This window comes from Comamonas thiooxydans (assembly GCF_002157685.2).
In the GTDB taxonomy this organism is placed as follows: Bacteria; Pseudomonadota; Gammaproteobacteria; order Burkholderiales; family Burkholderiaceae_C; genus Comamonas; species Comamonas testosteroni_H.
This window is the reverse complement of the sequence record NZ_AP026738.1, coordinates 60,888-87,103: the sequence shown is the minus strand read 5'-3', so window position 1 is coordinate 87,103 and position 26,216 is coordinate 60,888. Positions and strand designations below refer to the sequence as shown.

Genomic DNA, 26,216 nt, shown 5'->3' with positions numbered 1-26,216 from the left:
ATCTGGCACAGGCACGCGCCCACTTTCCGGGCCTTCGAACCATGCCATGTTCAGCCTGCAAGAGGTGCACAGCTTTTACGGAGACAGCCATATCCTGCACGGCATCTCGCTGGATCTGCCCCAGGGCCAGGCCGTGGGCCTGCTGGGCCGCAACGGCATGGGCAAGACCACGCTGATCCGCACGCTGATGGGCTATGTGACGGCACGTTCGGGCCGGGTGTTTGCCGACGGCAAGGAGGTGACGAATTCCGCCCCCGAACGAATGGCACGTCTTGGCATTGGCTATGTCCCCGAAGGTCGCGGCGTATTCCCCAATCTCTCCGTCAAGGAAAACCTCCTGATGAGCGCCAGAGCCGGCCTGGACGGCAGCCGGGGCTGGACCTACGAGCGTGTGCTGGAAACCTTTCCACGCCTCAAGGAGCGACTGTCCAACGGCGGCGATCAGCTCTCGGGCGGCGAGCAGCAGATGGTCTCCATCGGCCGCGCGCTGATGACCAATCCGCGCCTCATGATCCTGGATGAAGCCACCGAGGGCCTGGCTCCGCTGGTGGTGGCCGAAATCTGGCGCGTGATCGCCCAGATTCGCGAGACCGGCATCTCCACGCTGATCGTGGACCGCGACTACAAGAAGGTGCTGGCGCATACCGACAAGGCCGTGGTGATGGAAAAAGGCCGGCTGGCCTTGCAGGCGGAGTCTGCGGATCTGTTGCAGCAGCCTGAGAAGTTGTCGGCGTTGCTGGGAGTTTGAGCGGGGAAAGGTTTTTAAACCGTTCTTCCATGGCCACGTTATGTTTTTTGACTTGCGGCAGAGGGCGGGTCTCGGCCCGCCGGCCGACCTACTTTCTGTTGCCAGAAAGTAGGCAAAGAGCCTGCCCCTGCTGCCCACGACCCTCCGGCTTCGCCTACGGGCAACCTGCGCTGTCAACCTCTTGTGACTGTACGGCAAAACTCGCTGCGCGCTTGCAGCGCTTCACTCAGACACGTTGCCGTAAAAGTGATGACGATGCAGTTGCACTCTGCGGTGCAACTGCCAGCCCCAAGAGGCAGCCGTCGCATGCGTGGTCAAAAGGGACAATACCAGAGCTTCTTTATCAAACCGATAGCTGTTACCGCAATCTGCATAAGCGCTAGAAGCCAATTTCGTCATAGCTCTCGCAGGCCGTCCGATCCCGCTTTCACCCGTCTGGCTGCGCCTGCGGCACGCAGTTCAGGCTGCGGGCATTGGCACCGAAGAGTGCCAATGCTTCGTGCTCTGACTTGCGGCAACGTGTTTGAGCGGAGTGCGCCAGCACACAGCGAGTTTTGCCGCACCGCGGTCTGGATTGCGTGACACAGGTTTGCCCGGAGCGAAGCGCAGGGACGCAGACACCCGGGTCGCATTCTTTGGGTTACGTTTCTTGTGCGAGCAAGAAAGGTAACTCGCCTGCCGGGGCGAGTCCCGGCCTCTGCCCTCAAAACAAAGCGGTCTCGCAAACCAAAACCTACTGCACCCCGCCCAACGAAGCCGCATCCAGCCGCGCATTCTTGGCTGCCTCTGGCGGCAGGATCGCCATCGTCAGGCTGCAGTTGCAGGTCAGCTTGCCCTCTTCATCGCGCAGCTCCACCGCCCAGACATGCGTGGTACGCCCCAGGTGCGTGGGCCGCGCCGTGGCGGTGATCCAGCTGCCCTTGCGGCCTGCGCGCACATGATTGGCAGTCACGCCCAGGCCCACGCAGCGGTAGCCTTCGGGAATGCTGCAGGCCGCGGCCATCGACCCCAGCGTCTCGGCCAGCACCACGCTGACACCGCCGTGCAGAATGCCGTAGGGCTGGCAGGTGCGTTCATCCACATGGATGCGGGCGCGCACATAGTCGTCGCCGTATTCGGTGAACTCAATGCCCAGATGGGAAATTGCAGTGTTTGCGCTGCCTGCGTTCAGCGCTTTCAGATCGAGCTCTCGGGTCCAGATCGCCATACCAGTCCTTGTGGTGCATGAAAAAAGGACGCTCCTTGCAGAGCGTCCTTCGATGCTAAGGACTTGGAGCAGCAGACGCCAGCACCAAGCGGACTAGGCAGCAGCTCCCAGTCAATGCCTCAAGCCATGTGGCACAGCGGACAGTGCACCCACACCCCGAGTCAGAGACACCAAGCAAGGGCCTAGGCGGCCCCGCCGCCCCGCAGCGAGGGTGTCGTCCCCCTTGGGGGAAGCCGCGGAGCCTCCCAGGCGCAGCGGCTCAGGGGGTAGCTCAGCTACGCATATCGCCCTTGTCCATGAAGCGCTGGTGCCAGGACAGTGCCTCGGTCAGGATATGCGGCGTGTGCTGCGCACCCTGCTGGCGCGAGCGATCGAAATAATCCTGCAACTGGGCGCGATAGTCCGGATGGACACACTTGTCGATGATGACTTGCGCACGCTGCTTGGGCGACAGGCCGCGCAGATCCGCCAGGCCTTGCTCGGTGACGATGATCTGGGTGTCATGCTCGGTGTGGTCCACATGCGAGCACATGGGCACGATGCAGCTGATCTTGCCGTCCTTGGCCACCGAAGGCGTGACGAAGAAGGACAGATAGCCGTTGCGAGCAAAGTCGCCCGAGCCGCCGATGCCGTTCATCATGCCTGTGCCCATGACATGGGTCGAATTGATGTTGCCGTAGATGTCGGCCTCGATCATCGAGTTCATGGCGATGATGCCCAGGCGGCGCACCAGCTCGGGGTGGTTCGAGATTTCCTGCGGGCGCAGGATGATGCGCTCGCGGTAGAAGTCGATGTTGTCCTCGAAGTCCTTGTAGGCCGCAGCAGACAGCGAGATGGAGGTGGCCGAGGCCTTGCTCATCTTGCCCGCGCGCAGCAGATCCAGCATGCCGTCCTGCAGCACTTCGGTAAAGCCCAGCAGGTTCTCGAACGGGCCGGTCAGCAAGCCTGCCAGCACGGCGTTGGCCACGTTGCCCACGCCCGACTGGATGGGCAGCATTTCCTTGGGCAGGCGGCCCATCTTCATCTCGTGGGCCAGGAAGTCGATGATGTAGCCGGCTATTTTCTGGGAGTTCTCGTCCGGTGTGGCAAACACGTTGTCGCGGTCGCCCTTGTGGGTCTCGACCACGGCCACGACCTTGGCCGGGTCCACCTTCAGGTAGGCATCGCCGATGCGGTCATCGGCATGCGTCATGTTGATGGGCATGCGGCGCGGCGGGATGGCCGTGCCGTAGTAGATGTCGTGCATGCCCTCCATCCGGGCGGGCGGCTTGGTGTTGACTTCCAGAATCACCTTGTCGGCGATCTCCAGCCAGGTCTTGTTGTTGCCCACGGCAGTCGACGGGATCAGCAGGCCGTCGGCGGTCACGCCCAGCACCTCGATCACGGCGATGTTCATATGGCCCAGAAAGCCGAACCAGGCATGCTGCGCCACATGGGACAGGTGCATGTCGATGAAGTCGATCTCACCCGAGTTCACTGCCTTGCGCGCGATGGGATCGGTGTTGAAGGGCAGGCGCTGACCCAGTGCATGGGCTTCGGCCATCACGCCGTCGCATTCGGCGGCGGTGGACGCACCGGTCCAGACATTGATCTTGTAGGGCTTGCCCTGGGCATGCTCGGCCTTGGCACGGGCCGCTATAGCCTGTGGCAATGCCTTGGGATAACCGGCTCCGGTAAAGCCGCTCATGCCGACATTGACACCGTTGGGAATCAGGGCGGCGGCCTCTTCGGCCGTCATGACGCGCGAGAGGAATTCTGGGTAACGTACGCGATCTGCGATGGACATTGCATGCTCCAAACTCAGAGGTCCCGGCCCGGCACGCGAGCCTGACCGGCGCCAACGCGCTGGCATTCTTGCGGCTCATGCTCGGCGCTCAGGCTGGCACCTCTAAAAAAAACCGCCCGGGTAGGGCGGCATATCTCCAGAGAGAAATGTTACCAGCGCGGAACATTAATACCGGGATTCTCGGCAAAGGCCCCGCGCTGCTGTCAGGGGAATGTTCCCCCGATTACATGTTGGCACTCACTTGGCCTGTACCTTGGTTTCAGATTTGCGCTCGCCCATGGTCAGCAGTGCATACAGGATGATGGCGCCAAAGGTGGCGCAGCCGATGCCGCCCAGCGCGAATTCGCCAAACCTCAGCGTGAATTCTCCGGTGCCCAGGATCAGGGTGATGGCAGCCACAATCAGATTCTTGGTGTCGGAGAAGTCCACCTTGTTGTCCACCCAGATCTTGGCGCCGGCAATGGCGATCAGGCCGAACACCACGATGGAGACACCGCCCATCACGGGCAGGGGAATGGCCTGGATCAGCGCACCGAACTTGGGCGAGAAGCCCAGCAGCACGGCCAGCAGGGCCGCCACAAAGAACACGGCCGTGGAGTAGATGCGGGTCGCCGCCATCACGCCGATGTTTTCGGCATAGGTGGTCACGCCCGTGCCGCCGGCTGCGCCGGAGACCATGGTGGCCACGCCGTCACCGATGAAGGCACGGCCCATGTACTGGTCCAGGTTCTTGCCCGTCATGGCCGTCACGGCCTTGATATGGCCCAGGTTCTCGGCCACCAGGATGATGACCACAGGCACGATCAGCAGCATGGCATTGCTGGTGAACACCGGCGCATGAAAGCTGGGAATGCCGAACCAGGCGGCATTGAGCACGCCGCTCAGATCCACGGGCTTGCCCCAGCCCAGGCCGTTGGTGAAGACGGCATAGAGCACACTGGCAATGATCAGGCCGATCAGAATCAGCAGGCGCTGCAGCATGCCGCGCGTGAACACGGCCACCAGCGCCACAGATACAAAGGTCAGCGCCTGCATCCAGGATTCGAAGTTGTTGGACGCCATGTTCTTGATGGGAATCGAGGCCAGGTTCAGGCCGATGATGGCCACCACGGCGCCCGTCACCACGGGCGGCATGAAGCGTTCGATCCAGGCCGTTCCCACCATCTGCACCAGCAGGCCGACCAGCATGTAGACAAAGCCGCAGGCAATGATGCCGCCCAGCGCCACGCCGATATTGGCGTTGGCAGGTCCCTGGCTGGCCACGTAGCCGGTGGCGATGTTGACCACGCCGATGAAGGCAAAGGAAGAGCCCAGATAGCTGGGCACCTTGCCGCCGGTGATGAGAAAGAAGATCAGCGTGCCGATGCCGCTCATCAACACCGCCAGATTGGGATCGAACCCCATGAGGATAGGGGCCAGCACGGTGGAGCCAAACATGGCGATCACGTGCTGGATACCCATCAAACCGGTCTGCGTCCAGGGCAGTCGCTCATCGGGGCCGATGACGCCACCGCCCTGCAAGACATCGGACGATCGCTCCGTCCATTGAAACATTCCCATCCCATCGCTCCTTGGAGATATCAAAAACGGAGCAGATTATGGCAAGCAGTGCTTGCCCGCTGGGGTCGTGCAAGCACTGGTAAACCAGGGACTGTGGTCTCTTGCACACGCGGGAAAACGGCGACTGAATGTCAAACTATCAAATACATAGCTTCCAGCGCCAACCCGTCAATGATTTCATTGATAAATAGACATGAAGTTATTGATCAGCAAGCGCAAGAAGCTATCAAATTCATTGCTTCTGCTGCAGCGCGCGCGCAATGCGATCGCGCTTGACCGTGGGCTTGGGCACCTTGAACGGGAACCACATGCGCACATCCTCCTCCAGCGCTATGCCGTGCATGAAGTTGTAGATGGCCTTCTTGAGCGCCGCGCCCAGTGCGTCGTGATCGACGCCCGTGGGATCGATGAAGGGACGGTCGTTCTTGGCAAAGTTGCCCTCGGGCAGCGGCGGCAGCTCGATGCCGTATTCCTCGGGGTTGAGCCCCACGGGCGAGTGCACGGTGCAGCTGAAGCGGTGAAAGAAGCCGCTTTGAATGCAGCCGTTGAGGAACAGCTGGCGCACATACTCGAGCGCGTCCACCGTGTCCTGCACGGTCTGCGTGGGAAAGCCGTACATCAGATAGGCATGGACCAGGATGCCGGCCTCCGAGAACGCCTTGGTCACGCGTGCCACCTGGTCCACGGTCACGCCTTTTTTCATCAGCGCCAGCAGCCGGTCGGACGCCACTTCCAGACCTCCGGAGATGGCGATGCAGCCGCTGTCGGCCATCAGATCGGCCAGCTCGGGCGTGAAGGTCTTCTCAAAGCGCACATTGCCCCACCAGGAGATGCCGGCGTTGCGCGCAATCAGCTCCTGCGACAGCGCCTTGAGCGCCTTGGGCGGCGCGGCTTCATCGACAAAGTGAAAGCCGGTCTGGCCGGTCTCGGCGACGATGGCCTCGATGCGGTCGGCCAGCACGGCAGCGCTGGCGCCCTCGTAGCGGCCGATATAGTCCAGGCTCACATCGCAAAAGCTGCACTTCTTCCAGTAGCAGCCATGGGCCACGGTGAGCTTGTTCCAGCGCCCGTCGCTCCACAGACGGTGCATGGGGTTGAGCATGTCCAGCAGCGACAGGTATCGGTCCAGCGGCAGGCCGTCCCAGGTGGGCGTGCCGACCTCGGCAAACGCGATGTCGGATTCCATCATGTTGATGTACTGGACCTTGCCACCTTCGTCATCACTGCCGCGCACAAAAGTGCGCACCAGGCGCGATTTGCCGCGCTCGCCGCGCAGGTGCTCGAGCAGCGCTAGCAGCGGGCGTTCGCCCGCATCCAGCGTCACGAAGTCGAAGTAGTCGAAGACGCGCGGCTCAGCCAGCTCGCGCAGCTCGGTGTTGACGAAGCCGCCGCCCAGCACGAGGGCAATCTGGGGATGGTGCTTTTTGATGGTCTGGGCAATGCGAAACGCCGCATACACCGCACCGGGAAAAGGTACGGACAGCAGCACCACCGTGGGCTGGTGGCGCTCCACGGCCTCCAGCGTCAGGCGCTCCAGCACCTCGTCGACCAGATTGGGCTCTGCCGCGAGGGCATTGGCCAGCGGATCGAAGCTGGGCTGGCTGCCGGCCAGCGACTCGGCATAGCGCACGAACTCGAAGCGCTCGTCCACGGCATCGCGCAGCACATCGGCCAGATCGTTGAGGTACAGCGTGGCCAGATGCTTGGCCTTGTCTTGCAGGCCTAAAGCGCCAAAAGCCCAGCCCAGCGGATCGCCGCCTTCCTCGTCCTCATACACTTCGAGCGTGGCAAAGCGCGGGCCTTCGGGCAGAAAGTGGCGCCCCACGATGCGGTGGGCCAGCGTGGAGTCTCGCCCCTGCAAAAACGCAATCGTGGGCGCAATCGTGGCCAGATAGCGCTCCTGCTGCGCGACAAAGGACTGGACGGCAGGCGTGTGCTTGCCGACCGGCAGGCTCCGGATACGCTCAGCCACGGCGCGCAGGCCATCGGGCGAGAGCAGCTGCAGCACCAGGGCCAGTGCCAGGTCTTCCTGCATGGCGGTGATGCCGCGCGAACGCAGAAAGCCGGTCAGATAGGCCGTGGAGGGGTAGGGAGTGTTGAGCTGCGTCATCGGCGGAATGACGGCCAGCACGCGGGTGGGCAAAGCGGACATGGGGTGCGGGTCGCCGGCATGCGCCGTTGACGGTGTAGACAGGCCCCGATTATCGGTTTGACCGCGCATCCGTGCTGCACAGGTGACATCTGACGGGGCCACCACCAATGACGCGCACGGACTGCAGCGCTAGGCTGAGGCCATGTCCTCCGCCCCCCAACACCCCGCCCCCTACATTCCCCAGATCCGGCTGTACCAGAACTGGCTGCGTGAAACGCGTGGCCTGAGCTTCGCCGACTACGACGCGCTGTGGCGCTGGTCGACCAGCGATCTCGATGCCTTCTGGCAAAGCATCTGGGATTACTTCGACCTGCAGTCGCCCACGCCGCACAGCGCGGTGCTGGCCAAGAACACCATGCCCGGCGCACAGTGGTTCCCGGGCGCGCAGGTGAACTATGTGCAGCAGGTGCTGCGCCATGTCCAGCCGGCCCATGCCGCCGGCATGCCGGCCGTCATCAGCCGCAACGAGCGGGGCCTACAGCGCGAGCTGAGCTGGCCCGAGCTGCAGGGCCAGGTGGCGGCCCTGGCCCTGCATCTGCGTGCCCAGGGCGTCGCCAAGGGCGACCGCGTCGCGGCCTATCTGCCCAATATTCCCGAGGCCATCGTCGCCTTTCTGGCCTGCGCCAGCCTGGGCGCCATCTGGAGCATCTGCGCGCCCGATATGGGCACCCATGCCGTGCTCGACCGCTTCAAGCAGATAGCGCCCAAGGCGCTGATCGCCGTGGACGGCGTGCATTACGCAGGCAAGGACATAGACCGCCGCGAGGTCCTGCAGGAGCTGCGCCAAGGCCTGCCCAGCGTGCAACACGTGGTGCTGGTGCCCAATCTGAATACTTCGATAAAGATAGCTGACACCGCAGACTACATCAGCGTTACTTCGCGAAATGATGCAGAAACGGCAGCCTTCACACCAGAGTGGCTGCCCTTCGATCACCCACTGTGGATCGTCTACTCCAGCGGCACCACGGGCCTGCCCAAGCCCATAGTCCACGGCCATGGCGGCATGGTGCTGGTGGCCTTGCAGCTCAAGGCCCTGCACAACGACATCGGCTGCAGCTACGAGCCCAATAGCTGGGGCGAACGCTACCACTGGTACAGCTCCACGGGCTGGGTGATGTGGAATGCCCAGGTCTCGGGCCTGCTGGGCGGCACGAGCTGCGTGATCTTCGACGGCAGCCCCGGCGGCAGCAAGGACAAGCCCGACTGGGGCACGCTGTGGCGCTTTGCGGCCGAGACCGGCGTGACCAGCTTTGGCTCGGGCGCGGCCTTCTATGCCAACTGCATGAAAGCCGGCCTTGAGCTGTCCAGCTGCGGCGACCTGTCACGCATACGCGGGCTGGGCAGCACGGGCTCGCCGCTGTCTGCCGAGGTGCAGCAGTGGGGCACGGAGCAGTTCCGCAAGATCCGGCAGACGAACGGCGCAGGGCCGTCCCAGGCCGAAAAGGCCCCCTTGGGAGAGCTTGGGGGCGACATCTGGTGGAACAACCTGTCGGGCGGCACCGACTTCGCGGGGGCCTTCATCGGCGGCAACCGCGATCTACCGCTGGTGCCCGGCGTCATGCAATGCCGTCAGCTGGGCGCTGCCGTCGAGGCCTGGAACGAGCAGGGCCAGCCCGTGATGGACGAGGTCGGCGAGCTGGTCTGCACCCAGCCCATTCCATCCATGCCGCTGTTCCTGTGGGGAGACACGGACGGGAAAAGATACCTTTCCAGCTATTTCGACATGTATCCCGCCGGTCATGGCCGCCAACCCGGTGGCGGTGACGGCCCGCAAGAGATGGGACCGGTCTGGCGTCATGGCGACTGGATCAGGCTGCTCGGCGAGGGCGGCTGCATCATCTACGGCCGCAGCGACGCCACCATCAACCGCCATGGCCTGCGCATGGGCACCAGCGAGATCTACAGCGCCGTCGAGGCCCTGCCCGAGGTGCTGGACAGCATGGTGGTGGATCTCGAATATCTGGGCAAGGACAGCTATATGCCGCTGTTTGTGGCCCTGCGTCCGGGCGCGGAGCTGGATACGGCCCTGCGCGAGCGCATCAACAAGGCTATCCGCTCGGCGCTGTCGCCCCGCTTTGTGCCCGACGATATCTTCGCCGTGGCCGAGATACCGCGCACGCTCAGCGGCAAAAAGCAGGAGCTGCCCATCAAGAAGCTGCTGCTGGGCCAGCCGCTGGCCAAGGTGGTCAACAAGGACGCCATGGCCAACCCAGGCTGCCTGGACTGGTACGAGGGCTTTGCCAGGGAATACCTGGCCAGGGCCGAAGCAGGCACGGTGTCCTGACGCGGCAGGCGCGAGGCAAGGGCCTGGGTGGCTCCGCCGCCTTGCAAAGGGACACCGCCTTTTCTTGGGGCTCAGTGTCCCTGAAAGCGGGCGGCTCTTTTTTCGCGCCAGGCCGCACCGCCCTCCTTCAGATCGGCTGACTCGATGGTGGCCTGCACGGCGGCATCGATACTGGCCCTGTCATGCACGCCACGGGCAATGGCGTTGAGGTGTTTCTTCATGCCCAGCAAGGCCAGCGGCGCCATGCCTGACAGCGTGGTCTGCAGCTGCGCCACGCGCTCGCAGATATCGGTGCCGTCCACCAGATCGGTCAGAAAGCCGCAGTCCTTCATGGCCTGGGCCTGCAGCTTTTCGCAGGTCAGAAACAGGCGCTTGGCCGTATCCAGGCCCAGCCGGGTCACATAGCGCTCCAGGCCCGAGCCATAGAAATGCAGACCCAGCCGCGCGGCGGGCATGAACATCTGACTGTTGGCACCGCCGACGCGGAAATCGCAGGCCAGCGCCATATCGGTAGCCCCGCCAAACACCCCGCCCTGAATGGCGGCAATGGTCACGGGGCGGCAGTTTTCCACGGCATCCACCATTTCGCCGAAGGAGCTGCCCTCGTTCTGGCTGTTGGCAATCTCGCCAATGTCGTAGCCGCTACAGAAATGCTTGCCCACCGCCTGCAGCGTCAGCACCAGCACCACAGGGCTGGCGTTGACCTCATCGATCTGACGGCGCAGCACGAGCAGGTCTTCGGGCAGCAGTTTGTTGGCAACTTCGGGTCGGCGCAAGGTGATGCTGGCACAGGCGCCCTGGATCAAAAGCTCTGGAGACATGACTGTATTTTCATCCAGACCGACACAAACAGAGGCCTCTGAGGTGCATCAAGTGTTGCAGTGCAAACACTCGGTGACCATATCTTTTGCCGGTAGGCAGGTACACTTTGTCGTCCTCATAGAGCACCTGATGTGCGCTGATCCCATCCATGTCTGTTGAATCGACCGGCGCCGAGCGCCCCAGCTTTGACCTCAAGAGCGCACAACTGCCGGTGCTTTCCGTGGTACTTCGCAGCACCGACATGCAGGCGCTGGCCCAGGATCTGGCCCGCCGTCTTGCCGACGACCCGGACTTCTTCGACAACGACCCCGTGCTGATCGACCTCAGCCAGGTGCGCGAAGCAGAGGAAGAAATCGACTTCCCGGCCCTGATCGAGGCCCTGCGCAACCACCGCACAGTGCCCGTTGCCGTGCGCAGCGGCAGCGAGGCCCAGATGGAAGCAGCCAAGGCCCTTGGTCTGAGCGCAGCCCCCGATGCCATGCCGACGCGCCGCGCCGAGCCGGAAATCCACGAAATCATTCGCGAAGTGGAGGTCGAGGTGCCTGCTCCGCTGGCCGATGCCGTCATCGTGGACCGGCCGCTGCGCTCGGGCCAGCGCGTCTACGCCAAAGGCACCGACATTGTGGTTCTGGACATGGTCAGCTATGGTGCCGAGGTGATTGCCGACGGCAACGTCCATGTCTATGCGCCGCTGCGCGGCCGCGCCGTGGCCGGGGCCAGCGGCAATACCAGCGCAAGAATTTTTAGCACTTGCATGGAGGCGCAACTGCTTTCCATCGCAGGTATCTACCGCACAATTGAAACCGATCTCCCCAAGGACGTCGCCGGCAAAGCCGCCAAGGTGCGCCTGGAGGGAGAAAGAATCGTTATCGAGCCGGTATGAGAGACACACCGGACACCCTATCAACCTGCCCCATTTGTCTTAAAGGAATCGTGCAAACATGGCCAAAATCGTCGTCGTGACCTCTGGCAAAGGCGGTGTCGGCAAGACCACCACCAGCGCCAGCTTCGCATCCGGCCTCGCACTGCGCGGCCACAAGACCGCAGTGATTGACTTCGATGTGGGTCTGCGCAATCTCGATCTGATCATGGGCTGCGAACGCCGCGTGGTCTATGACCTCATCAATGTCATCCAGGGCGAAGCCAATCTGAACCAGGCCCTGATCAAGGACAAGCAGTGCGAAAACCTGTTCGTGCTGGCCGCTTCGCAGACCCGAGACAAGGAAGCCCTCACGCAGGAAGGCGTGAAGAAGGTGCTGGACGATCTGTCCGCCATGGACTTCGAGTTCATCATCTGCGACTCGCCCGCCGGCATTGAAAGCGGTGCACTGATGGCCATGCACTATGCCGAAGAGGCCCTGGTGGTGACCAACCCCGAAGTCTCGTCGGTGCGTGACTCGGACCGTATTCTGGGCATGCTCAGCTCCAAGACGGAGCGTGCGGCCAAGGGCGAGCGCATCAAGGAACATCTGCTGATCACGCGCTACAACCCCAATCGCGTGGAAGACGGCCAGATGCTGTCGCTGGAGGACATCCAGGACATTCTGCGCATCGAGCTGATCGGCGTGATCCCCGAATCCGAAACCGTGCTCCAGGCCTCCAACCAGGGCATTCCCGCCGTGCACATGCAAGGCACGGATGTGGCAGAGGCCTATCAGGACGTGGTGGCCCGATTCCTGGGCGAAGAAAAACCCATGCGCTTTACCGAAGCCGTCAAACCCGGTTTCTTCAAGCGCATGTTTGGCGGGAGGTAAGCCTGATGTCCATGTTGTCGTTTCTGCTCGGAGAGAAGAAGAAGTCCGCCTCGGTCGCCAAGGAGCGACTGCAGATCATTCTCGCGCGCGAGCGCGTGGGCGGCGAAAGCGGAAAGCCCGACTATCTGCCTGCCCTGCAAAAAGAGCTGATGGCCGTGATTTCCAAGTATGTGGACATCAACCCCAATGACATCAAGGTACAGCTGGAGCGCCAGGAAAACCTTGAGGTTCTGGAAGTCAAGATCGAGCTGCCGGACGCCGCGCGCGGCTGATACCAACTCATCTATCCTCAGCGCATAGCGCTTGATGGACAAGAAAATGGGCCTGAAAGGCCCATTTTTCATTGCGGTGTCGCCGCGCGGCCCTGCTCCCTGCAAAAGCGCGGGGGGTCGTTTCTCATTCGCGCACCGGCTCCCGCATGGTCACCAGCTCCTCGGCCACGGTCGGGTGTATGCCTATGGTCGCATCGAACTGCTGCTTGGTCGCGCCGCATTGCAGCGCCACGGCAAAGCCCTGCATCAGCTCGCCCGCGCCCTCGCCCACCATATGCACGCCGCGCACGCGCTGGTCGGCCTTGGAGACGATGAGCTTGAGGAAGACATTCTCGGGCTCGGCCCCCATGCGGTTGGTCAGCGGCCTGAAGCCGGACTGGAAGACCTGCACCGCGCCGAAGCGCTCTCGCGCCACCTCCTCCGACAGGCCCACGGTGCCCACCTGCGGATGGGAAAACACCGCCGTCGGCACCAGCTCATAGTCGGGAGCGCTCTTGCCGCCCTGGCCGAACAGATGATGGGCGAGCACCGTCCCCTCGGCCAGCGCCACGGGTGTCAGAGCCATGCGATCGACCACATCACCCACAGCATGGATGGAGGGTACGTTGCTGCAGAAATGCTGATCCACCTCGATGGCCCCCTTGTCGTTGACCTTGACACCCGCAGCCTCCAGTCCCAGGCCTTCGATCAGGGGCACGCGACCCGTGGCGTACATCACGCAATCCACGACCAATTGCTCGCCGCTCTTGAGCTGCAGATGCAGGCCGTCCGCCTGCTTGCTGATGGCCTGGATTTCTTCGCCCCAGCGAAAGTTCACACCCAGCTGAGCCATCTCCTGGCCCAGATGCAGACCCAGGTCTGCATCAAAGCCGCGCAGCAGTTGCTGGCGGCGGTGCAGCAGGGTCGTCTCGGCGCCCAGGCCATTGAAGATGGAGGCGAACTCCACGGCGATATAGCCTCCGCCCACGACCACCACCCGCCTGGGTAGATGCGGCAGATGGAAGGCCTCGTCAGAGCTGATGGCATGCTCCACGCCAGGAATATCGGGCAGGCTGGGCGTTCCGCCCGTTGCAATCAGGATATGGCGGGCATGGATGGTCTGGTCGTTCACCCGCACGCTATGCGGCCCCGAGAGCGCCGCACGACCGTGGATAAGGGTAATGCCTGCACCGGCCAGCATGCGGCCGTAGACGCCGTTCAGGCGCTCGATTTCGCGGTCCTTGTTGGCAATCAGCGTGGGCCAGTCGAAGCGCGGCTGCTCCAGCTGCCAGCCAAAGCCCCGGGCCTCCTCGGCCAGCTGGCTGAAGTGCGCGGCATGGCTGAGCAGCTTCTTGGGGATGCAGCCCACGTTGACGCAGGTACCGCCCAATTGGGCAGCTTCCACCACCGCCACACGGGCCCCCAGGCCGGCAGCCACACGGCTGGCGCGCACGCCGCCCGAGCCACCGCCTATGACCAGAAAGTCGTAATCAAAGTCTTGTTGCTGCATGTTCTGTCTCGCTGTTTGGGAGGTTCAAAGCAGATGCTTGCCGCTTTGAACTCTACAAGACAAGACTGCCGCAGGTGGTTTAACGCAACGTTAAACCACCTGCACGACCCAGTTTGATTGGTGGGCGGCTCAGAACGGTTTGTCGCCCACGACCGTGGCGCGGTGCATGCGGCGCACGGCCGGGAAATAGTCCTGAATCGCGTAATGCTGGGTGGAGCGGTTGTCCCACATGGCGATGGTGTTGGGCTCCCAGCGCAGACGCATCTGGTATTCCAGAATCGCGGGCTGGCGCAGCAGATAGTTCATCAGATCCTGCTGCTGGGCATGAATTTCGTTGGCCGAGCGGAAGCTGTCGAAGTTCGAGCTGAAGTTGGCAAAGTGCGTGACGAAGGTCTCGTTGACGTAGAGAATCTTCTTGCCGCTTTCGGGGTGGGTGCGCACCACCGGGTGCACTACGGGCGGGTATTTGCCACGCGCCTGAGCCTGCTGTGCGGGCGTCATGCGCGCACCGAACGAGGGCAGGATGTCATGCACGGCATGCAGGCCGGCGATCTGCTGCTTGCGCATCTCGGGCAGCTGCTCGTAGGCCTGCTCCATATTGATCCAGACCGTGTCGCCGCCGACCTCGGGGCATTCCACGCAGCGCAGCACCGAGGCCATGGAAGGCGTCTCGCGCCAGGAGACATCGGTGTGATAGACGTTCTCGGTGCCTGGGATCTTGCTGTTGCCGCCCAGCAGCACCAGTTCGGCATGGTCGGGGTGATGGGGAAATACCGGATGCAGCTCCAGCTCGCCGAAGCGGCGCGCAAACGCCACATGCTGGGCAGGCGTGATGTTCTGCTCGCGAAACACCAGCACCTTGTGCGCCACCAGCGCCTGGCGCAGCTCGCGCGCCTGCTCCTCGCTCATGGGCTGGCGCAGGTCTATGCCCGAGACCTCCACGCCTATGGCGGGAGAAATGCGCCTGAGCTCGATACCCGTCCTGCTTGCCGCGGCCACCTTGAGCTGGGTATGGGCCGGCCTGTCTTCGCAATCGATCATGATGTGTCTCCAAAGCGTTGCAACCACTGTCCTCGGGCCTGACGCAGCAGGCCTGGGGGCAATCTAGGGCGGGCCTTGGAGATCGGTATCGTTCAAGCCGACTAGGTAGGGTTCCCAGTCGGCAGCCGGCACTACCTGACGAAGCCGTGGGCGTGCATGTGGCCCGAGTGGTAGAGCAGCGGCGCGCGGTCGGCATGGTGCTCGCAGCGTTCCACCTCGCCGATGAAGAGCAGATGGTCGCCTTCCTCATGCTGGCGCAGATTGCGGCACTCGAAGACCGCGCTGCAGCCCTCGAGCAGCGGCACGCCATGCTCGGAGTCATGGTGCTGCGTATGGCTGAAACGGTCCGCGCCCTTGCGTGCAAACAGCTCGGCCAGCGGCTTTTGCGAAGCCGCCAGCACATGGATCGCGTAGTGGGTGCTGTGGCGGAACACAGGCAGGGAATTGGCCTTCAGACCCAGGCTCCAGAGCACCAGCGAGGGCGCCAGCGACAGTGCATTGAAGGAGCTGACCGTGGAGCCCACCGCATGGCCCTCTGCACTGCGCGCCGTGATGATGGTCACGCCGGTGGCAAATTGCCCCAGCGCATCGCGAAATTCGCGCTGCGAGAAAGGCAAGGCCGAACGCAAGACGGAGGTAGGCAAGGCGGAGTTCACGAAATTCAGAGCTCAGGTCAGCGACCACAACGGTGCGCCACGGTTCAAGATCAGCAGATCCAAAGAGCATCTGCAGGACTTGATCAATTATCAACTTGAACCTTGCCGGTCACAATCCGTAAGGGCTTAAGGCCAGAATCATCAATTTTGATAGCTTGTTGCGCAGTAACACAAAGGCCTGCAGGCCTAAACCTTCATCAATCCGGGGTCTGAGCTGCCAGCAGCCCCTGACCGGCCTGCTGCGCCAGCCAGCCGCCGACCTTGGCTTTGCTGCAGCGTTGCAGCTGCATCAGCAACTCGTGCTCGGGCCAGGGCAGGGCATGGCGCTCGCACAGGTCCTGCTGCATGCGGGCCAGCAGGGCCGCCGCCATCTCGGCATCCGCCAGCGCCCGGTGGGCGCGGCCCGTGGAAGGCAGATGCAGATAGCGCGCCAGATTGCCCAGGCTGTGGCTGGGCGCCTGCGGGTAGATGCGGCGTGAGAGCAGCACGGTGCAGGCAAACAGCTGGGGGGCGGCTTCGCCTGCCAGCGCCAGCTCGGCCTGCCAGAACTTGCTGTCGAACGATGCGTTGTGGGCCACCATGGGCGCAGCGCCCACAAAGCGGGCCGCATCGCGCATCACCTCGGCGGCGGGCGGCGCCGTGCGCAGCATGGCATTGGTGATGCCGGTGAGTTCGGTGATAAAGGGCGAAACCCAGGCCCCGGTCTGCATCAGGCTCTGGAAACGGTCCACCACGCGGCCCTGCTCCAGCAGCACGATGGCCACCTCGGTGGCCCTGGCGCCCTGGGCGGGCGTCATGCCCGTGGTTTCGAAGTCGATGACGGCAATCGCAGCACTCATGACTGCATTGTGCCGTGGCCGGTGCCTCAGTCCTGGCCCAGCTCGTCTTCGCCGGGCAGACCCAGGCGCTGCACCACATGCTCGAGTATGCGGAACAGCTGCTCGCTCTCGGCGCTGCCCAGTTGCTCCTCGATCTCGGTGTAGATGGTCTCGAAGTGCGGCACGATCTGGGCCACCATCTCCTGACCGGCAGGCGTGAGGGCGAACTCGGAGCCCCGCAGATCAGCCACATGGCGGCCGCGCTTGATGAGCAAACGGCCTTCCAGCGTCTTGAGCAGGCGCGAGAGGCTGGGCATGCTGATGAAGGTCAGCTGCGACAGCTCCATGGGACGCAGGCGCTTGTCTGCCACCCACATGATGCGCAGCACGCGCCATTGCTGCTCGGTCAGGCCGTGCGCACGCAGCGAGGGGCGAAAGCGCACCATGACCGCCTCGCGGGCCTTGAGCAAAGCCATGGGCAATGAGCGCGCAAAGGAACGTGAGGTTTCAAGGGCAGGAGTGATGTCGTGCTGGATCATGGCATGGACGAGTTGCTGGCGTGATTGTATGTAAGAGCCCCACGCAGCGATACCGTCAATCCGGGCAAAAGAGTCAGCCAGCCCGTACTCGTCCTGCAGTCCTATGCCCTGTCTCAGGCCGACGCAATCCGCGCGCCGCGTGCGACCTCGGGGGCCGGCTCATCCCAGAACCGGAAATCCAGCGCCGGGCGCTCGCCGCTCATCAGGGCCGCCATGGCCTTGCCCGAGCCTGCACCATGCGTCCAGCCCAGGGTGCCATGCCCGGCATTGACCCAGATGCCTGCAGCCTGGGTTGCACCGATGCAGGGAATATTGCTGGGCGTGGCGGGCCGCAGACCGCACCAGAACTGCGGATCGCCGCCCTGCTCGGGCAGGCGCGTGTCGCAGACGCCGGGCATCAGCTCCTCCACGCGCCTGACCAGCATCTCGCAGCGTGCCCTGGCCGTGGGCGTGTCCAGACTCAGATCGAAGCCGCCCAGCTCTATGGTGCCGGCCACGCGCAGGCGGTTGCCCAAACGGCTCATGGCGACCTTGCGGCTGTCGTCGATGGTGGAGACCATGGGGGCTTTTTCGGGCCGCAGCAGCGGCAAGGTGGCGCTATAGCCCTTGCCCGGATAGATAGGCACATGCACGCCCAGAGGCCTGAGCAGCAGCGGCGTGTAGGAGCCGCAGGCGACCACCACGGCATCCGCGCTCAGCATGTGTGGGGCGCCATCGCTACCGTCGCGAATCTGCACCTGGGCAGGCTTGCCCCGGCGCGCCGGCTGCAGGTTCAGGATGTCGTGGCCGTAGAGGAACTGCACACCGACCTGGGCACAGAGATCGGCCAGCTTTTCGGTGAACAGACGCGCATCGCCGGACTCGTCGGTGGCGGTGAAGGTACCGCCCGCAATCTGCGCCGCATAGGGCGTGAATGCGGGCTCGATGGCCAGCAGCTCGTCGCGGCTGACCAGCCGGCGCTGCACGCCGTATTGACGCATCAGCTCCACACCTTCGGCGGCCTCGGCAAACGCCTGCGGGCTGCTGTAGAAGTGGGCAATGCCGCGCTCCAGCCGTTCGAACTCGATACCGGTCTTCTGGACCATGTCCTTGAGCGCCAGATGGCTGTAGGCGCCCAACGCCACGATCTGCTGCACATTGCGCGCGAACGCCTGGTCATTGCACTGGGCCAGGAACTGCAGGCACCAGCGCCATTGCGCGCTGTCGGCCTGGGGCCTGAACAGCAGCGGAGCCTCTTTGTCGAACATCCATTTGAGCGCCTTCCAGGGTGCCTGGCGATTGGCCCAGGGCTCGCAGTAGCTGACCGAGATCTGGCCGCCATTGGCATAGCTGGTCTCCAGGGCCGGACCGTTCTGGCGGTCCACCACGGTGACTTGATGACCGCGCTCGCGCAGATGCCAGGCGGTGCTGATGCCGATGATGCCGGCGCCCAGGACGATGATGTTCATGCGACCAGTGTCTGCACTCTTGCGGGCAAACAAAAGCAGCATTAAATTTTCAGCAGTTTCATCAGAAATGCTAATGAAGTTGCCATGAGTTCCTGGGACCCTGTTGCGCTGGAATGCCTGGCCGCCATCGTGGAGGAAGGCGGCTTCGAGCGCGCGGCGCAAAAGCTGCACATCACCCAGTCGGCCGTGTCCCAGCGCCTGCGTGCACTGGAAGCCCAGGTGGGCTCGGTACTGGTGGAGCGCACGCGTCCTGTCAAGCCCACCAGCGCCGGGCGGCTGCTGCTCAAGCATGCCAAGCAGCTGCGCCTGCTGCGCGCCGATCTCGCTCATGAGTTGCAGGAGCTGGCACCGCAGACCGGGCAGAGTCTGGCCGGAGAAATCGTCTCCATCGCCATCAATGCCGACAGCATTGCCACCTGGGCCATGACGGCCCTCGACGAGCTGGTAAAGAGCGGCCTGCCGCTGGAGGTGGTGGTCGACGATCAGGACTTCACGCAGGAGCTGCTGCGTTCGGGCCAGGTGATGGGCTGCGTCACCACGCTGAGTCAGGCCCTGCGCGGCTGCACCGTACAGCCCCTGGGCGCCATGCGCTATGTGGCCGTCGCCTCTAGCGAATTTGCGCAGCAAAGACTGCCGCAGGGGCTGACGCGCAAGAACTTCAACCAGCTGCCCTATCTGTCCTTCAATCGCAAGGACGATATGCAGGCCGAATTTGTGGCGCGTTGCCTGGGTCTGCGCAATGTGTCGCTGCAGCATCAGATTCTGCTGCCCAGCTGCGAGGCGCAGGTGCGTGCCGTGCGTGCCGGCTGGGGCGTGGGCGTGCTGCCGCAGTTGCTGGTGCAGCCTGCGCTGGATGCCGGTGAGCTGATCGACGTGGCAACAGGCCATGTGCTGTCCATCGCATTGTTCTGGCATTGCTGGAATCTGGAGTCACGCGTGCTGGCCCGTGTCAGCCAGGCCTTGCTTGGCAAGGCCCGGCAAGTGCTGCAAGCTGTTTGATGCAGACAAGAAAAAAGGCCGTGCTTTGCAGCGCGGCCTTGAGAGCTTGATGTCAAACGGAGGTACTTGGTTTTTGTAGCTGTGGACGCTCATCTAACCTTGATTTGAAGCTGATTTGAGCCTGATATGCATGTAAATCAAGCACAAGCAGCTATGAAAATCAGCGAATCAGCAGCACGGGGATGGTGCAGCCCGCCAGCACCTGCGAGCTGACCGAGCCCATGACCAGACGGCCCAGCGCGCCGTGGCCATGCGTGCCCATGGCGATCAGGTCGAACTTCCCGTCCTGGGCGGCATGGATGATGGTGTCGGCAATGGGGCCGACCTTGGAGATGCTTTGCGCCTCGACGCCACGCCCCTTCAGGAACTCCAGCACGGGCTGCAGGATCTTGGCGGATTCTTCGTCGTAGTACTGCTCCACCACTTCCTTGCCCAGCGCAGCGCGTGCGCGCGGGGGCAGCAGCGGCTGCACGGTGATGATGGTGTACTCGTGGCCCGTGCCCAGCATCTCCTGATGCGAGGTCAGATAGGCCAGCATTTTCTGGGTGTAGGCACTGCCGTCCACGGCGAGCAAGATCTTCATACCAATTTCTCCTTGTTGATGTCTCAAGCCTAAGGGCTGGGGACAGTCAGCATCTTGACTTGGCTCAAGTCAATTGTCGATGCCGGCAGAAAGTCATCCTGCTCTCCCTTGCGGGCATAGCCCAGGGGATTGGCCACCACACGGCATTGCCATTCGCTGCCGTCCTCGCGCTGGCCGCACGCGATGTAGTCGCTGGCGCAATGCAGATGGCCGTGCAGCCAGAGCTGGGCATGGGGCAGAAAGTCGTCCATCACATTGCAGAAACCGGCCGTGCCGGGTACCAGGCCGTAGCGCGGATCGGCACTGCGCAGGCTGGGCGCAAAGTGCGTCACGGCCACCGTGGGCCCGTCAAACGGCTGCTGCAGCGCGGCGCGCAACCAGTCCTGGCAGAGCAGGCTTTCCTCGCGCATGGGCGCGGCCAGAAACGGCTCGCCCTGGCGACTGCCGCCGGTCTTTTGCAGATAGAAATTGGCGGCGCGAAAGGCCTTCTCGCGCAGCCTGTGCAAGCGCGTGGCATCGCTCACGCCTTCATGCATGGCCATGGCGTCGAAGTCGCTCCACAGCGTGGTGCCTATGAAGCGCACCCCGTCCATGACCACGGTTTCACGATCGAGCCAGATCAGGCCCAGCCTGTCGCACACACGCTGCAGGCGCAGTCGTGCCTCATCGAAGTCCTGCATGTCGTATTCGTGATTGCCGGGCACGAACAGCACGGGCGTGGGCCAGTTGGCGTATTGCGGCAGCGGCGAGAAACGCTCCAGCCCGAAGTTCTCACCGTCGACCTGGGTGCAGCTCTGGTAGGAGCCGATGTCGCCGGCCAGCACCAGTACATCGGCGCCAGCGGCAGGCTGGGCCACGAATTGGGGGTGGACTTCGAGGTGCAGGTCGGACAGCAGCTGGATCTTCATGTGGCTAGTTTAGTCAACCATGGTGAGTGACCTGGGCCGAACCGTTGGCAAAGGTGATCTCGGCCGAGCGCGTCAGCGTTTTCAGCAGCCAGTCATAGGCCTGCGGGTGCGGGCCGCGCCGACGCCACAGTGCATCCACATGCACGGGCGTGACATCGAAGGGCAGATCGCGCAGCTCCAACTGGTCGCTCATGCCGGTCACGGGCACAAAATGGCGCGGCAAGATGGTCAGCAGATCGGAGTTGAGCACCACGCGCGCAGCGGTGAAGAACTGGTTGACGGTGAGCACCACTTCGCGCGAGCGCCCCAGCGAGGCCAGGGCCTCGTCGATGAAGCCGAAGGAGCGGCCCGAGAAGCTGACCAGCATATGGCGGGCCGCGCAGTAGTTGTCCAGCGTCAGCGGAACATGCGCCAGCGGATGGCCTTTGCGCATCACGCACAGGTACTCGCCCTCATACAGACGACGGCTGTCAAACGCCACCAGACCGCCAGCCTGGGCACGCGCCGTCAGATCGGCCAGTACTGCAGGGAAATAGCCCACGGCCATATCGGCCTCGCCATCATCGAGCAAGGGCCTTGGATCGCGCGTGGTCAGCGGCAGCAGGCGTATGCCCAGGCCCGGAGCCTCGCGCGCCAGAATCGGGTACAGCGGCGGAATCAGCGTGGCGGCCGTGGCATCGGCCATGGCGATCACGAACGTGGTGGCGGCCGTCTCGGGATCGAACTCATCGGGTGCGAGTGCGCCCTCCAGATGCTGCAAGGCCTCGCGTATCACCGGCCACAGGGCCTGGGCACGCGGCGTGGGCTCCACGCCCTGTCCCTGGCGCACCAGCAGCTCGTCACCCAGGACCTCGCGCAGCCGGCGCATGGCATTGCTGACCGCCGGCTGGGTGATGCTGAGCTTGTGCGCCGCACGCGTGAGACTGCGCTCGGACATGACCTCGTCGAAGACGCGCAGCAGATTGAGATCCAGAGAACGAAAGTTCAAAGACATGGCATCACCCAATACATCACTGCCGTGAATGCTACAGATTCAAAATATAAATTTGAACACACCTAGGGTAATCCCTATAGTTACACCTATTCCCCGGGCAATTCGCCAAAAGCGTGGGTCAAAGGGTTAACTGCCATGAGCAACTTTATCTACAACTCCTACTGTGTCGAGCACCCTGGTGTGGTGCGTATCTATCAAGCCAGCGATGAACGCATGGCCGCCATTGCCGCCGAGCACGAGGCGCAATCCCAGTCCAGGTCGTACTGGATGGTGCTGGCTGTGGTCCTGGCCGCCCTGGCCGCCGGCGTCTTCCAGGCTACGGAAACCTGGAGCGACGGTCATATGATGGCTGCCTGGATGGTTCTGTGGGCCATGGCTTTTGCCAGCATTGCCCTCTTCTCCACTCCCGCACGCCGTGCCATCAATCTGGTGCGCACCGGCTACCGCGCCTGGGTCAAGAGCCGCCAGCAAGCTGCTGCCGATGAACGCGTCTGGAACGCCGCGCTGCAAGATGCCCGCCTGATGGCCGATCTGGCCCGTGCCATGGATCGCCAGAGCCGCTGAGCGCCCGACCGTTCCCCCGAAAAGCCGCTGCCCACAAGGCCGCGGCTTTTTTCATGCCCGCTCAGCGCCTCATGAAATCGGCGCCAACCCCTTGTCCGGCAAGCGCCAACAGCTATCAACACAAAGGTTCAAAAACAAAAAGCCCTGCGGCCAAAGGCCTGCAGGGCTTTTTTATTCCATCAAAGGCTTAGGCGGACAGGCGCTCTTCGAGCTTGGCCTTGGTATCCAGCATGGCCTTGGGCAGGTTGTAGGCCAGCTTGTCGAAATGCTCGCCGTGCAGCTTCATTTCCTCGGCCCAAGCCGCCTTGTCGATATTGGTCACGCTGTCGAACTGGGCGGCATCGAAGTCCAGGCCGCTCCAGTTGATTTCAGCGTACTGGGGAGCAATACCGAAGGCGGTTTCCTGACCTTGGACCTGGCCTTCCAGGCGGTCGATCATCCACTTCAGAACGCGCATGTTCTCACCGTAGCCGGGCCAGACGAACTTGCCTTCGGCATTCTTGCGGAACCAGTTGGTGGTGAAGATCTTGGGCTGGGTTGCGCCCTGGCCTTCGATCTTGGCGCCCAGGTCCAGCCAGTGCTGGAAATAGTCGCTCATGTTGTAGCCGGCAAAAGGCAGCATGGCGAAGGGGTCGCGGCGCACCACGCCTTGTGCGCCAAAGGCGGCGGCGGTGGTCTCGGAGCCCATGGTCGCAGCCATGTACACGCCTTCGGTCCAGTCGCGGGCTTCGGTCACCAGAGGCACGGTGGTGGAGCGGCGGCCGCCGAAGATCATGGCATCGATCTTCACGCCGGCGGGATCGTCCCAGGCTTCGTCCAGCGCGGGGTTGTTGGTGGCAGCCACGGTGAAGCGGGCATTGGGGTGGGCGGCCTTGGCGCCGGTTTCCTTGGCGATCTGGGGCGTCCAGTCCTTGCCTTGCCAGTCGATCAGGTGATCGGGCAGCTTGCCCTGGTCCTTTTCCATGCCTTCCCACCACACGTCGCCGTCATCGGTCAGGGCCACGTTGGTGAAGATCACGTTCTTGTCCAGGCTCAACATGCAGTTCGGGTTGGTCAGCATATTGGTGCCGGGAGCCACGCCGAAGTAACCGGCTTCGGGGTTGATGGCGCGCAGCGAGCCGTCGGCCTGGGGCTTGATCCAGGCGATGTCGTCGCCGATGGTCGTGACCTTCCAGCCGTCGAAGGCCTTGGGCGGCACCAGCATGGAGAAATTGGTCTTGCCGCAGGCCGAGGGGAAGGCGGCAGCCACGTGGTACTTCTTGCCTTCGGGGTTGGTGACGCCCAGGATCAGCATGTGCTCGGCCAGCCAGCCCTGGTCGCGGCCCATGGTGGAGGCGATACGCAGCGCAAAGCACTTCTTGCCCAGCAGCGCGTTGCCGCCGTAGCCCGAGCCGTAAGACCAGATTTCGCGGGTTTCAGGATAGTGAACGATGTACTTGGTCTTGCTGCAAGGCCAGGTGGTCTCGTCCTTCTGGCCTGCGGCCAGAGGTGCGCCGATGGTGTGCACGCAGGGCACGAACTCGCCGCTGGTGCCGATCACGTCATACACGGCCTTGCCCATGCGGGTCATGATCTTCATGTTGACGGCTACATAGGGGCTGTCGGACAGCTCGATGCCCACGTGGGCGATGGGCGAACCCAGCGGGCCCATGGAGAAGGGCACCACGTACATGGTGCGGCCAGCCATGCAGCCGTCGAACAGCGGGTTCAGCGTGGCACGCATTTCCGCAGGTTCCATCCAGTTGTTGGTGGGGCCTGCGTCTTCCTTCTTGGCGGAGCAGATATAGGTGCGGTCTTCCACGCGGGCCACGTCCGAAGGATCGGTCCAGGCCAGGAAGGAGCCGGGGCGCTTGGCCAGGGGCTTGAAGGTGCCGGCATCCACCAGTTGCTGGCACAGCGCGTCATATTCGGCTTGCGAGCCGTCGCACCAGTGGATCTGGGCAGGCTTGCACAGCGCGGCCATTTCGGCGACCCAGGCAATGAGCTTGGGGTTCTTGACGTAATCGGGAGCCTGGATGTTCAGGCTTTGCACAGCGGCGTTCATGGGGGAAGTCCTTCAATTAAAAAACCAGTTTTTCAAAGAAGCATCCTTGGCTGCGTCTTTGAAAAAAGGCTTTTGAAGGTGTCTCGCTTGCTTTCCCTAGCGCTTGTTGGCGCCTGAAATCCGTCTGAAATAGTCAAAACAACCTTGTTTTGAATAGCAGCGGGAGATCGATTTTAGGTAGGGGCCTTGAATTTGTCAGCAAATCACTGGCAATATCTATGCATTTTGCGCATCAATGTATGCACATTGCATTCATTCATAACCTGCACAGACGTAAAAAAACCCCGCGTCGCGGGGTTGGGCTCGGGAAGGTTGGAATGCCTAGGCCATGTTCACGGCAATAAAGGCCAGCAGGAACATCATCACGGCGCCAGCGGCGGGAATGATGATGGGAATATAGGGCACAACGGCTTCGGCCGCATCCTGTGCCTCGTGGTTCACTGCGGAATCATCTGACATGTGATCAATGCTCCTCCTGAAAGCAGGCGGTGAAACAAGCAAGCTCTGCAGCCATTCTAGGCACAGCCCTGGCGACATGGCTCAGGGAAAGCCATAGCCGTTCCTGGCGCTCAGATCCGCGTCTCGTGCGCTGCCAATGGCGAACAGCACTTCTTCGATGTCGACCATGCGCGGACAAGTTCACACTCGGAGTGCAACAGCATATGCTGGGCTTGCGGACGACCCGGCGCCGATTGCGAAATCGATGTGCACCGTCCAGCGTCAGATCGCAGCGCCGAAGTCCCTCGCTGAAAGGATGGCTTCTATGGTTAGCGCTTCTTTCCTGTTCTGGCTGATCCTGCTGATGCTGGTGATTGGCCTGGGGACGGCGTCGATCCGGATTTTTCGCGAGTATGAGCGCGGCGTGGTCTTCACGCTGGGGCGCTTCTGGAAGGTCAAGGGGCCGGGACTGATCTTCATCATTCCCGCCATCCAGCAGGTGGTACGGGTCGATCTGCGCACCGTGGTCCTGGAGGTCCCGGCGCAGGATGTGATCTCGCGCGACAACGTCTCGGTCAAGGTCAACGCCGTGATCTATCTGCGCGTGGTGGATGCGGAAAAGGCAGTGATCCAGGTGGTCAATTATCTGGAGGCCACCAGTCAGCTCGCGCAAACCATGCTGCGCTCCGTACTTGGCAAGCATCAGCTCGACGAAATGCTGGCAGAGCGCGAATCGCTGAACCTGGATATCCAGCAGGCGCTGGATGCGCAAACCGACACCTGGGGCATCAAGGTCTCGAACGTGGAGATCAAGCAGGTCGATCTGACTGAATCCATGATCCGGGCGATCGCACGTCAGGCCGAGGCCGAGCGCGAACGCCGCGCCAAGGTGATCCACGCCGAAGGCGAGTTGCAGGCTTCGGAAAAACTGTCTCAGGCAGCGAAGGTTCTGGCGCAGGAGCCTCAGGCCATCTTGCTGCGCTACCTGGAGACGCTGACCGTGATCGGCGCGGACAGGAACACCACGGTGGTGTTCCCCTTGCCCATGGACCTGGTAACTCCGCTGATCAAGAAGATCACGCCCCTGCAGGCCTGAGCAAGGCCTGCGGC

The 26,216-nt window shown here is 62.8% G+C and carries 24 protein-coding genes; 8 read left to right on the top strand and 16 right to left on the bottom strand.

Going from position 1 to position 26,216, the window contains the following annotated elements:
* Positions 1 to 46 precede the first annotated feature (46 nt).
* On the top strand, positions 47 to 748 hold the full coding sequence (locus tag CTR2_RS00380) for an ABC transporter ATP-binding protein (protein WP_087085533.1): 702 nt from the start codon (positions 47 to 49) through the stop codon (positions 746 to 748).
* 733 nt (positions 749 to 1,481) lie between these two features.
* Here the strand turns inward: CTR2_RS00380 and CTR2_RS00375 are convergent.
* The 4 genes from CTR2_RS00375 to CTR2_RS00360 all read right to left on the bottom strand — a co-directional run bounded on the left by CTR2_RS00375 (position 1,482) and on the right by CTR2_RS00360 (position 7,453).
* The gene (locus CTR2_RS00375; protein WP_003069658.1) at positions 1,482 to 1,955 is read right to left on the bottom strand and encodes a PaaI family thioesterase; all 474 of its coding nucleotides are present in this window, start codon (positions 1,953 to 1,955) and stop codon (positions 1,482 to 1,484) included.
* Positions 1,956 to 2,226: 271 nt separating this feature from the next.
* Positions 2,227 to 3,741, bottom strand: coding sequence for an acetyl-CoA hydrolase/transferase family protein (locus tag CTR2_RS00370; RefSeq protein ID WP_087085534.1), 1,515 nt, complete (start codon positions 3,739 to 3,741; stop codon positions 2,227 to 2,229).
* Between the two features lie 237 nt (positions 3,742 to 3,978).
* Positions 3,979 to 5,301, bottom strand: coding sequence for a solute carrier family 23 protein (locus CTR2_RS00365; RefSeq protein ID WP_003069662.1), 1,323 nt, complete (start codon positions 5,299 to 5,301; stop codon positions 3,979 to 3,981).
* A 232-nt stretch (positions 5,302 to 5,533) separates the two neighbouring features.
* On the bottom strand, positions 5,534 to 7,453 hold the full coding sequence (locus CTR2_RS00360; RefSeq protein ID WP_087085535.1) for a B12-binding domain-containing radical SAM protein: 1,920 nt from the start codon (positions 7,451 to 7,453) through the stop codon (positions 5,534 to 5,536).
* Between the two features lie 142 nt (positions 7,454 to 7,595).
* Between CTR2_RS00360 and CTR2_RS00355 the strand changes: the two genes are divergently transcribed.
* Positions 7,596 to 9,737, top strand: coding sequence for an acetoacetate--CoA ligase (locus CTR2_RS00355; protein WP_087085536.1), 2,142 nt, complete (start codon positions 7,596 to 7,598; stop codon positions 9,735 to 9,737).
* Between the two features lie 71 nt (positions 9,738 to 9,808).
* Here CTR2_RS00355 and CTR2_RS00350 read toward each other — a convergent pair whose 3' ends face one another.
* Positions 9,809 to 10,558: an enoyl-CoA hydratase/isomerase family protein gene (locus CTR2_RS00350; protein WP_087085537.1), complete on the bottom strand. Its 750-nt coding sequence runs from the start codon at positions 10,556 to 10,558 to the stop codon at positions 9,809 to 9,811.
* A 149-nt stretch (positions 10,559 to 10,707) separates the two neighbouring features.
* Between CTR2_RS00350 and minC the strand changes: the two genes are divergently transcribed.
* From minC to minE, 3 genes are read left to right on the top strand one after another with little or no spacing between them, the layout of a single operon-like run.
* Entirely contained in the window at positions 10,708 to 11,442 is a 735-nt protein-coding gene (minC, locus tag CTR2_RS00345; protein WP_003069670.1) for a septum site-determining protein MinC, read from the top strand.
* Between the two features lie 58 nt (positions 11,443 to 11,500).
* Entirely contained in the window at positions 11,501 to 12,313 is an 813-nt protein-coding gene (gene minD, locus CTR2_RS00340; protein WP_034375015.1) for a septum site-determining protein MinD, read from the top strand.
* Positions 12,314 to 12,318: 5 nt separating this feature from the next.
* On the top strand, positions 12,319 to 12,585 hold the full coding sequence (gene minE, locus CTR2_RS00335) for a cell division topological specificity factor MinE (RefSeq protein WP_003071985.1): 267 nt from the start codon (positions 12,319 to 12,321) through the stop codon (positions 12,583 to 12,585).
* Positions 12,586 to 12,709: 124 nt separating this feature from the next.
* On the opposite strand, the gene gorA is transcribed toward minE, so the two are convergent.
* The 6 genes from gorA to CTR2_RS00305 all read right to left on the bottom strand — a co-directional run bounded on the left by gorA (position 12,710) and on the right by CTR2_RS00305 (position 18,618).
* Positions 12,710 to 14,074: a glutathione-disulfide reductase gene (gene gorA / locus CTR2_RS00330; RefSeq protein ID WP_087085538.1), complete on the bottom strand. Its 1,365-nt coding sequence runs from the start codon at positions 14,072 to 14,074 to the stop codon at positions 12,710 to 12,712.
* Between the two features lie 129 nt (positions 14,075 to 14,203).
* On the bottom strand, positions 14,204 to 15,115 hold the full coding sequence (locus CTR2_RS00325) for a TauD/TfdA dioxygenase family protein (RefSeq protein WP_087085539.1): 912 nt from the start codon (positions 15,113 to 15,115) through the stop codon (positions 14,204 to 14,206).
* A 131-nt stretch (positions 15,116 to 15,246) separates the two neighbouring features.
* Positions 15,247 to 15,771: a flavin reductase family protein gene (locus CTR2_RS00320; RefSeq protein WP_034406713.1), complete on the bottom strand. Its 525-nt coding sequence runs from the start codon at positions 15,769 to 15,771 to the stop codon at positions 15,247 to 15,249.
* Between the two features lie 197 nt (positions 15,772 to 15,968).
* Positions 15,969 to 16,610, bottom strand: a complete 642-nt coding sequence (locus tag CTR2_RS00315) for a 3'-5' exonuclease (RefSeq protein WP_087085540.1) — start codon at positions 16,608 to 16,610, stop codon at positions 15,969 to 15,971.
* Positions 16,611 to 16,636: 26 nt separating this feature from the next.
* Positions 16,637 to 17,128, bottom strand: a complete 492-nt coding sequence (gene hpaR, locus CTR2_RS00310; RefSeq protein WP_087085541.1) for a homoprotocatechuate degradation operon regulator HpaR — start codon at positions 17,126 to 17,128, stop codon at positions 16,637 to 16,639.
* A 113-nt stretch (positions 17,129 to 17,241) separates the two neighbouring features.
* On the bottom strand, positions 17,242 to 18,618 hold the full coding sequence (locus CTR2_RS00305) for a D-amino acid dehydrogenase (RefSeq protein ID WP_087085542.1): 1,377 nt from the start codon (positions 18,616 to 18,618) through the stop codon (positions 17,242 to 17,244).
* A gap of 42 nt (positions 18,619 to 18,660) precedes the next feature.
* Between CTR2_RS00305 and CTR2_RS00300 the strand changes: the two genes are divergently transcribed.
* Complete coding sequence (locus tag CTR2_RS00300; protein ID WP_087085543.1) at positions 18,661 to 19,575, top strand: LysR family transcriptional regulator ArgP; 915 nt, start codon at positions 18,661 to 18,663, stop codon at positions 19,573 to 19,575.
* Positions 19,576 to 19,735: 160 nt separating this feature from the next.
* Here CTR2_RS00300 and CTR2_RS00295 read toward each other — a convergent pair whose 3' ends face one another.
* The 3 genes from CTR2_RS00295 to CTR2_RS00285 are packed head-to-tail and all read right to left on the bottom strand — an operon-like array spanning position 19,736 to position 22,060.
* A complete protein-coding gene (locus tag CTR2_RS00295) occupies positions 19,736 to 20,158 on the bottom strand; it encodes a universal stress protein (RefSeq protein ID WP_034375000.1) in 423 nt (140 codons plus the stop codon).
* A 29-nt stretch (positions 20,159 to 20,187) separates the two neighbouring features.
* Positions 20,188 to 21,066 (bottom strand): metallophosphoesterase, encoded by an 879-nt coding sequence (locus CTR2_RS00290; protein ID WP_087085544.1) that lies wholly within the window; start codon positions 21,064 to 21,066, stop codon positions 20,188 to 20,190.
* Positions 21,067 to 21,079: 13 nt separating this feature from the next.
* Entirely contained in the window at positions 21,080 to 22,060 is a 981-nt protein-coding gene (locus CTR2_RS00285) for a LysR family transcriptional regulator (RefSeq protein ID WP_034351561.1), read from the bottom strand.
* A gap of 135 nt (positions 22,061 to 22,195) precedes the next feature.
* On the opposite strand from CTR2_RS00285, the gene CTR2_RS00280 reads away from it, so the two are divergent.
* A complete protein-coding gene (locus CTR2_RS00280; RefSeq protein WP_003065220.1) occupies positions 22,196 to 22,624 on the top strand; it encodes a hypothetical protein in 429 nt (142 codons plus the stop codon).
* Between the two features lie 187 nt (positions 22,625 to 22,811).
* Here the strand turns inward: CTR2_RS00280 and CTR2_RS00275 are convergent, their stop codons facing one another.
* Together CTR2_RS00275 and CTR2_RS00270 are read right to left on the bottom strand one after the other, a co-directional pair.
* A complete protein-coding gene (locus tag CTR2_RS00275; protein ID WP_087085545.1) occupies positions 22,812 to 24,668 on the bottom strand; it encodes a phosphoenolpyruvate carboxykinase (GTP) in 1,857 nt (618 codons plus the stop codon).
* Between the two features lie 321 nt (positions 24,669 to 24,989).
* Positions 24,990 to 25,127: a hypothetical protein gene (locus tag CTR2_RS00270; protein WP_003059912.1), complete on the bottom strand. Its 138-nt coding sequence runs from the start codon at positions 25,125 to 25,127 to the stop codon at positions 24,990 to 24,992.
* 304 nt (positions 25,128 to 25,431) lie between these two features.
* Here CTR2_RS00270 and CTR2_RS00265 point away from each other — a divergent pair, with 304 nt between their 5' ends.
* Positions 25,432 to 26,202, top strand: coding sequence for a slipin family protein (locus tag CTR2_RS00265; RefSeq protein WP_003065227.1), 771 nt, complete (start codon positions 25,432 to 25,434; stop codon positions 26,200 to 26,202).
* Positions 26,203 to 26,216 lie beyond the last annotated feature (14 nt).

Coding starts and splice junctions, on each gene's coding strand:
- minC (WP_003069670.1), top strand. CDS start 10,708: ATGTCTGTTGAATCGACCGGCGCCGAGCGCCCCAGCTTTGACCTCAAG.
- CTR2_RS00270 (WP_003059912.1), bottom strand. CDS start 25,127: ATGTCAGATGATTCCGCAGTGAACCACGAGGCACAGGATGCGGCCGAA.
- CTR2_RS00355 (WP_087085536.1), top strand. CDS start 7,596: ATGTCCTCCGCCCCCCAACACCCCGCCCCCTACATTCCCCAGATCCGG.
- CTR2_RS00295 (WP_034375000.1), bottom strand. CDS start 20,158: ATGAAGATCTTGCTCGCCGTGGACGGCAGTGCCTACACCCAGAAAATG.
- CTR2_RS00305 (WP_087085542.1), bottom strand. CDS start 18,618: ATGCTGCTTTTGTTTGCCCGCAAGAGTGCAGACACTGGTCGCATGAAC.
- CTR2_RS00300 (WP_087085543.1), top strand. CDS start 18,661: ATGAGTTCCTGGGACCCTGTTGCGCTGGAATGCCTGGCCGCCATCGTG.
- CTR2_RS00275 (WP_087085545.1), bottom strand. CDS start 24,668: ATGAACGCCGCTGTGCAAAGCCTGAACATCCAGGCTCCCGATTACGTC.
- CTR2_RS00265 (WP_003065227.1), top strand. CDS start 25,432: ATGGTTAGCGCTTCTTTCCTGTTCTGGCTGATCCTGCTGATGCTGGTG.
- CTR2_RS00285 (WP_034351561.1), bottom strand. CDS start 22,060: ATGTCTTTGAACTTTCGTTCTCTGGATCTCAATCTGCTGCGCGTCTTC.
- CTR2_RS00370 (WP_087085534.1), bottom strand. CDS start 3,741: ATGTCCATCGCAGATCGCGTACGTTACCCAGAATTCCTCTCGCGCGTC.
- minD (WP_034375015.1), top strand. CDS start 11,501: ATGGCCAAAATCGTCGTCGTGACCTCTGGCAAAGGCGGTGTCGGCAAG.
- CTR2_RS00380 (WP_087085533.1), top strand. CDS start 47: ATGTTCAGCCTGCAAGAGGTGCACAGCTTTTACGGAGACAGCCATATC.
- minE (WP_003071985.1), top strand. CDS start 12,319: ATGTCCATGTTGTCGTTTCTGCTCGGAGAGAAGAAGAAGTCCGCCTCG.
- CTR2_RS00280 (WP_003065220.1), top strand. CDS start 22,196: ATGAGCAACTTTATCTACAACTCCTACTGTGTCGAGCACCCTGGTGTG.
- CTR2_RS00365 (WP_003069662.1), bottom strand. CDS start 5,301: ATGGGAATGTTTCAATGGACGGAGCGATCGTCCGATGTCTTGCAGGGC.
- CTR2_RS00375 (WP_003069658.1), bottom strand. CDS start 1,955: ATGGCGATCTGGACCCGAGAGCTCGATCTGAAAGCGCTGAACGCAGGC.
- gorA (WP_087085538.1), bottom strand. CDS start 14,074: ATGCAGCAACAAGACTTTGATTACGACTTTCTGGTCATAGGCGGTGGC.
- CTR2_RS00350 (WP_087085537.1), bottom strand. CDS start 10,558: ATGTCTCCAGAGCTTTTGATCCAGGGCGCCTGTGCCAGCATCACCTTG.
- CTR2_RS00360 (WP_087085535.1), bottom strand. CDS start 7,453: ATGTCCGCTTTGCCCACCCGCGTGCTGGCCGTCATTCCGCCGATGACG.
- CTR2_RS00290 (WP_087085544.1), bottom strand. CDS start 21,066: ATGAAGATCCAGCTGCTGTCCGACCTGCACCTCGAAGTCCACCCCCAA.
- hpaR (WP_087085541.1), bottom strand. CDS start 17,128: ATGATCCAGCACGACATCACTCCTGCCCTTGAAACCTCACGTTCCTTT.
- CTR2_RS00315 (WP_087085540.1), bottom strand. CDS start 16,610: ATGAGTGCTGCGATTGCCGTCATCGACTTCGAAACCACGGGCATGACG.
- CTR2_RS00325 (WP_087085539.1), bottom strand. CDS start 15,115: ATGATCGATTGCGAAGACAGGCCGGCCCATACCCAGCTCAAGGTGGCC.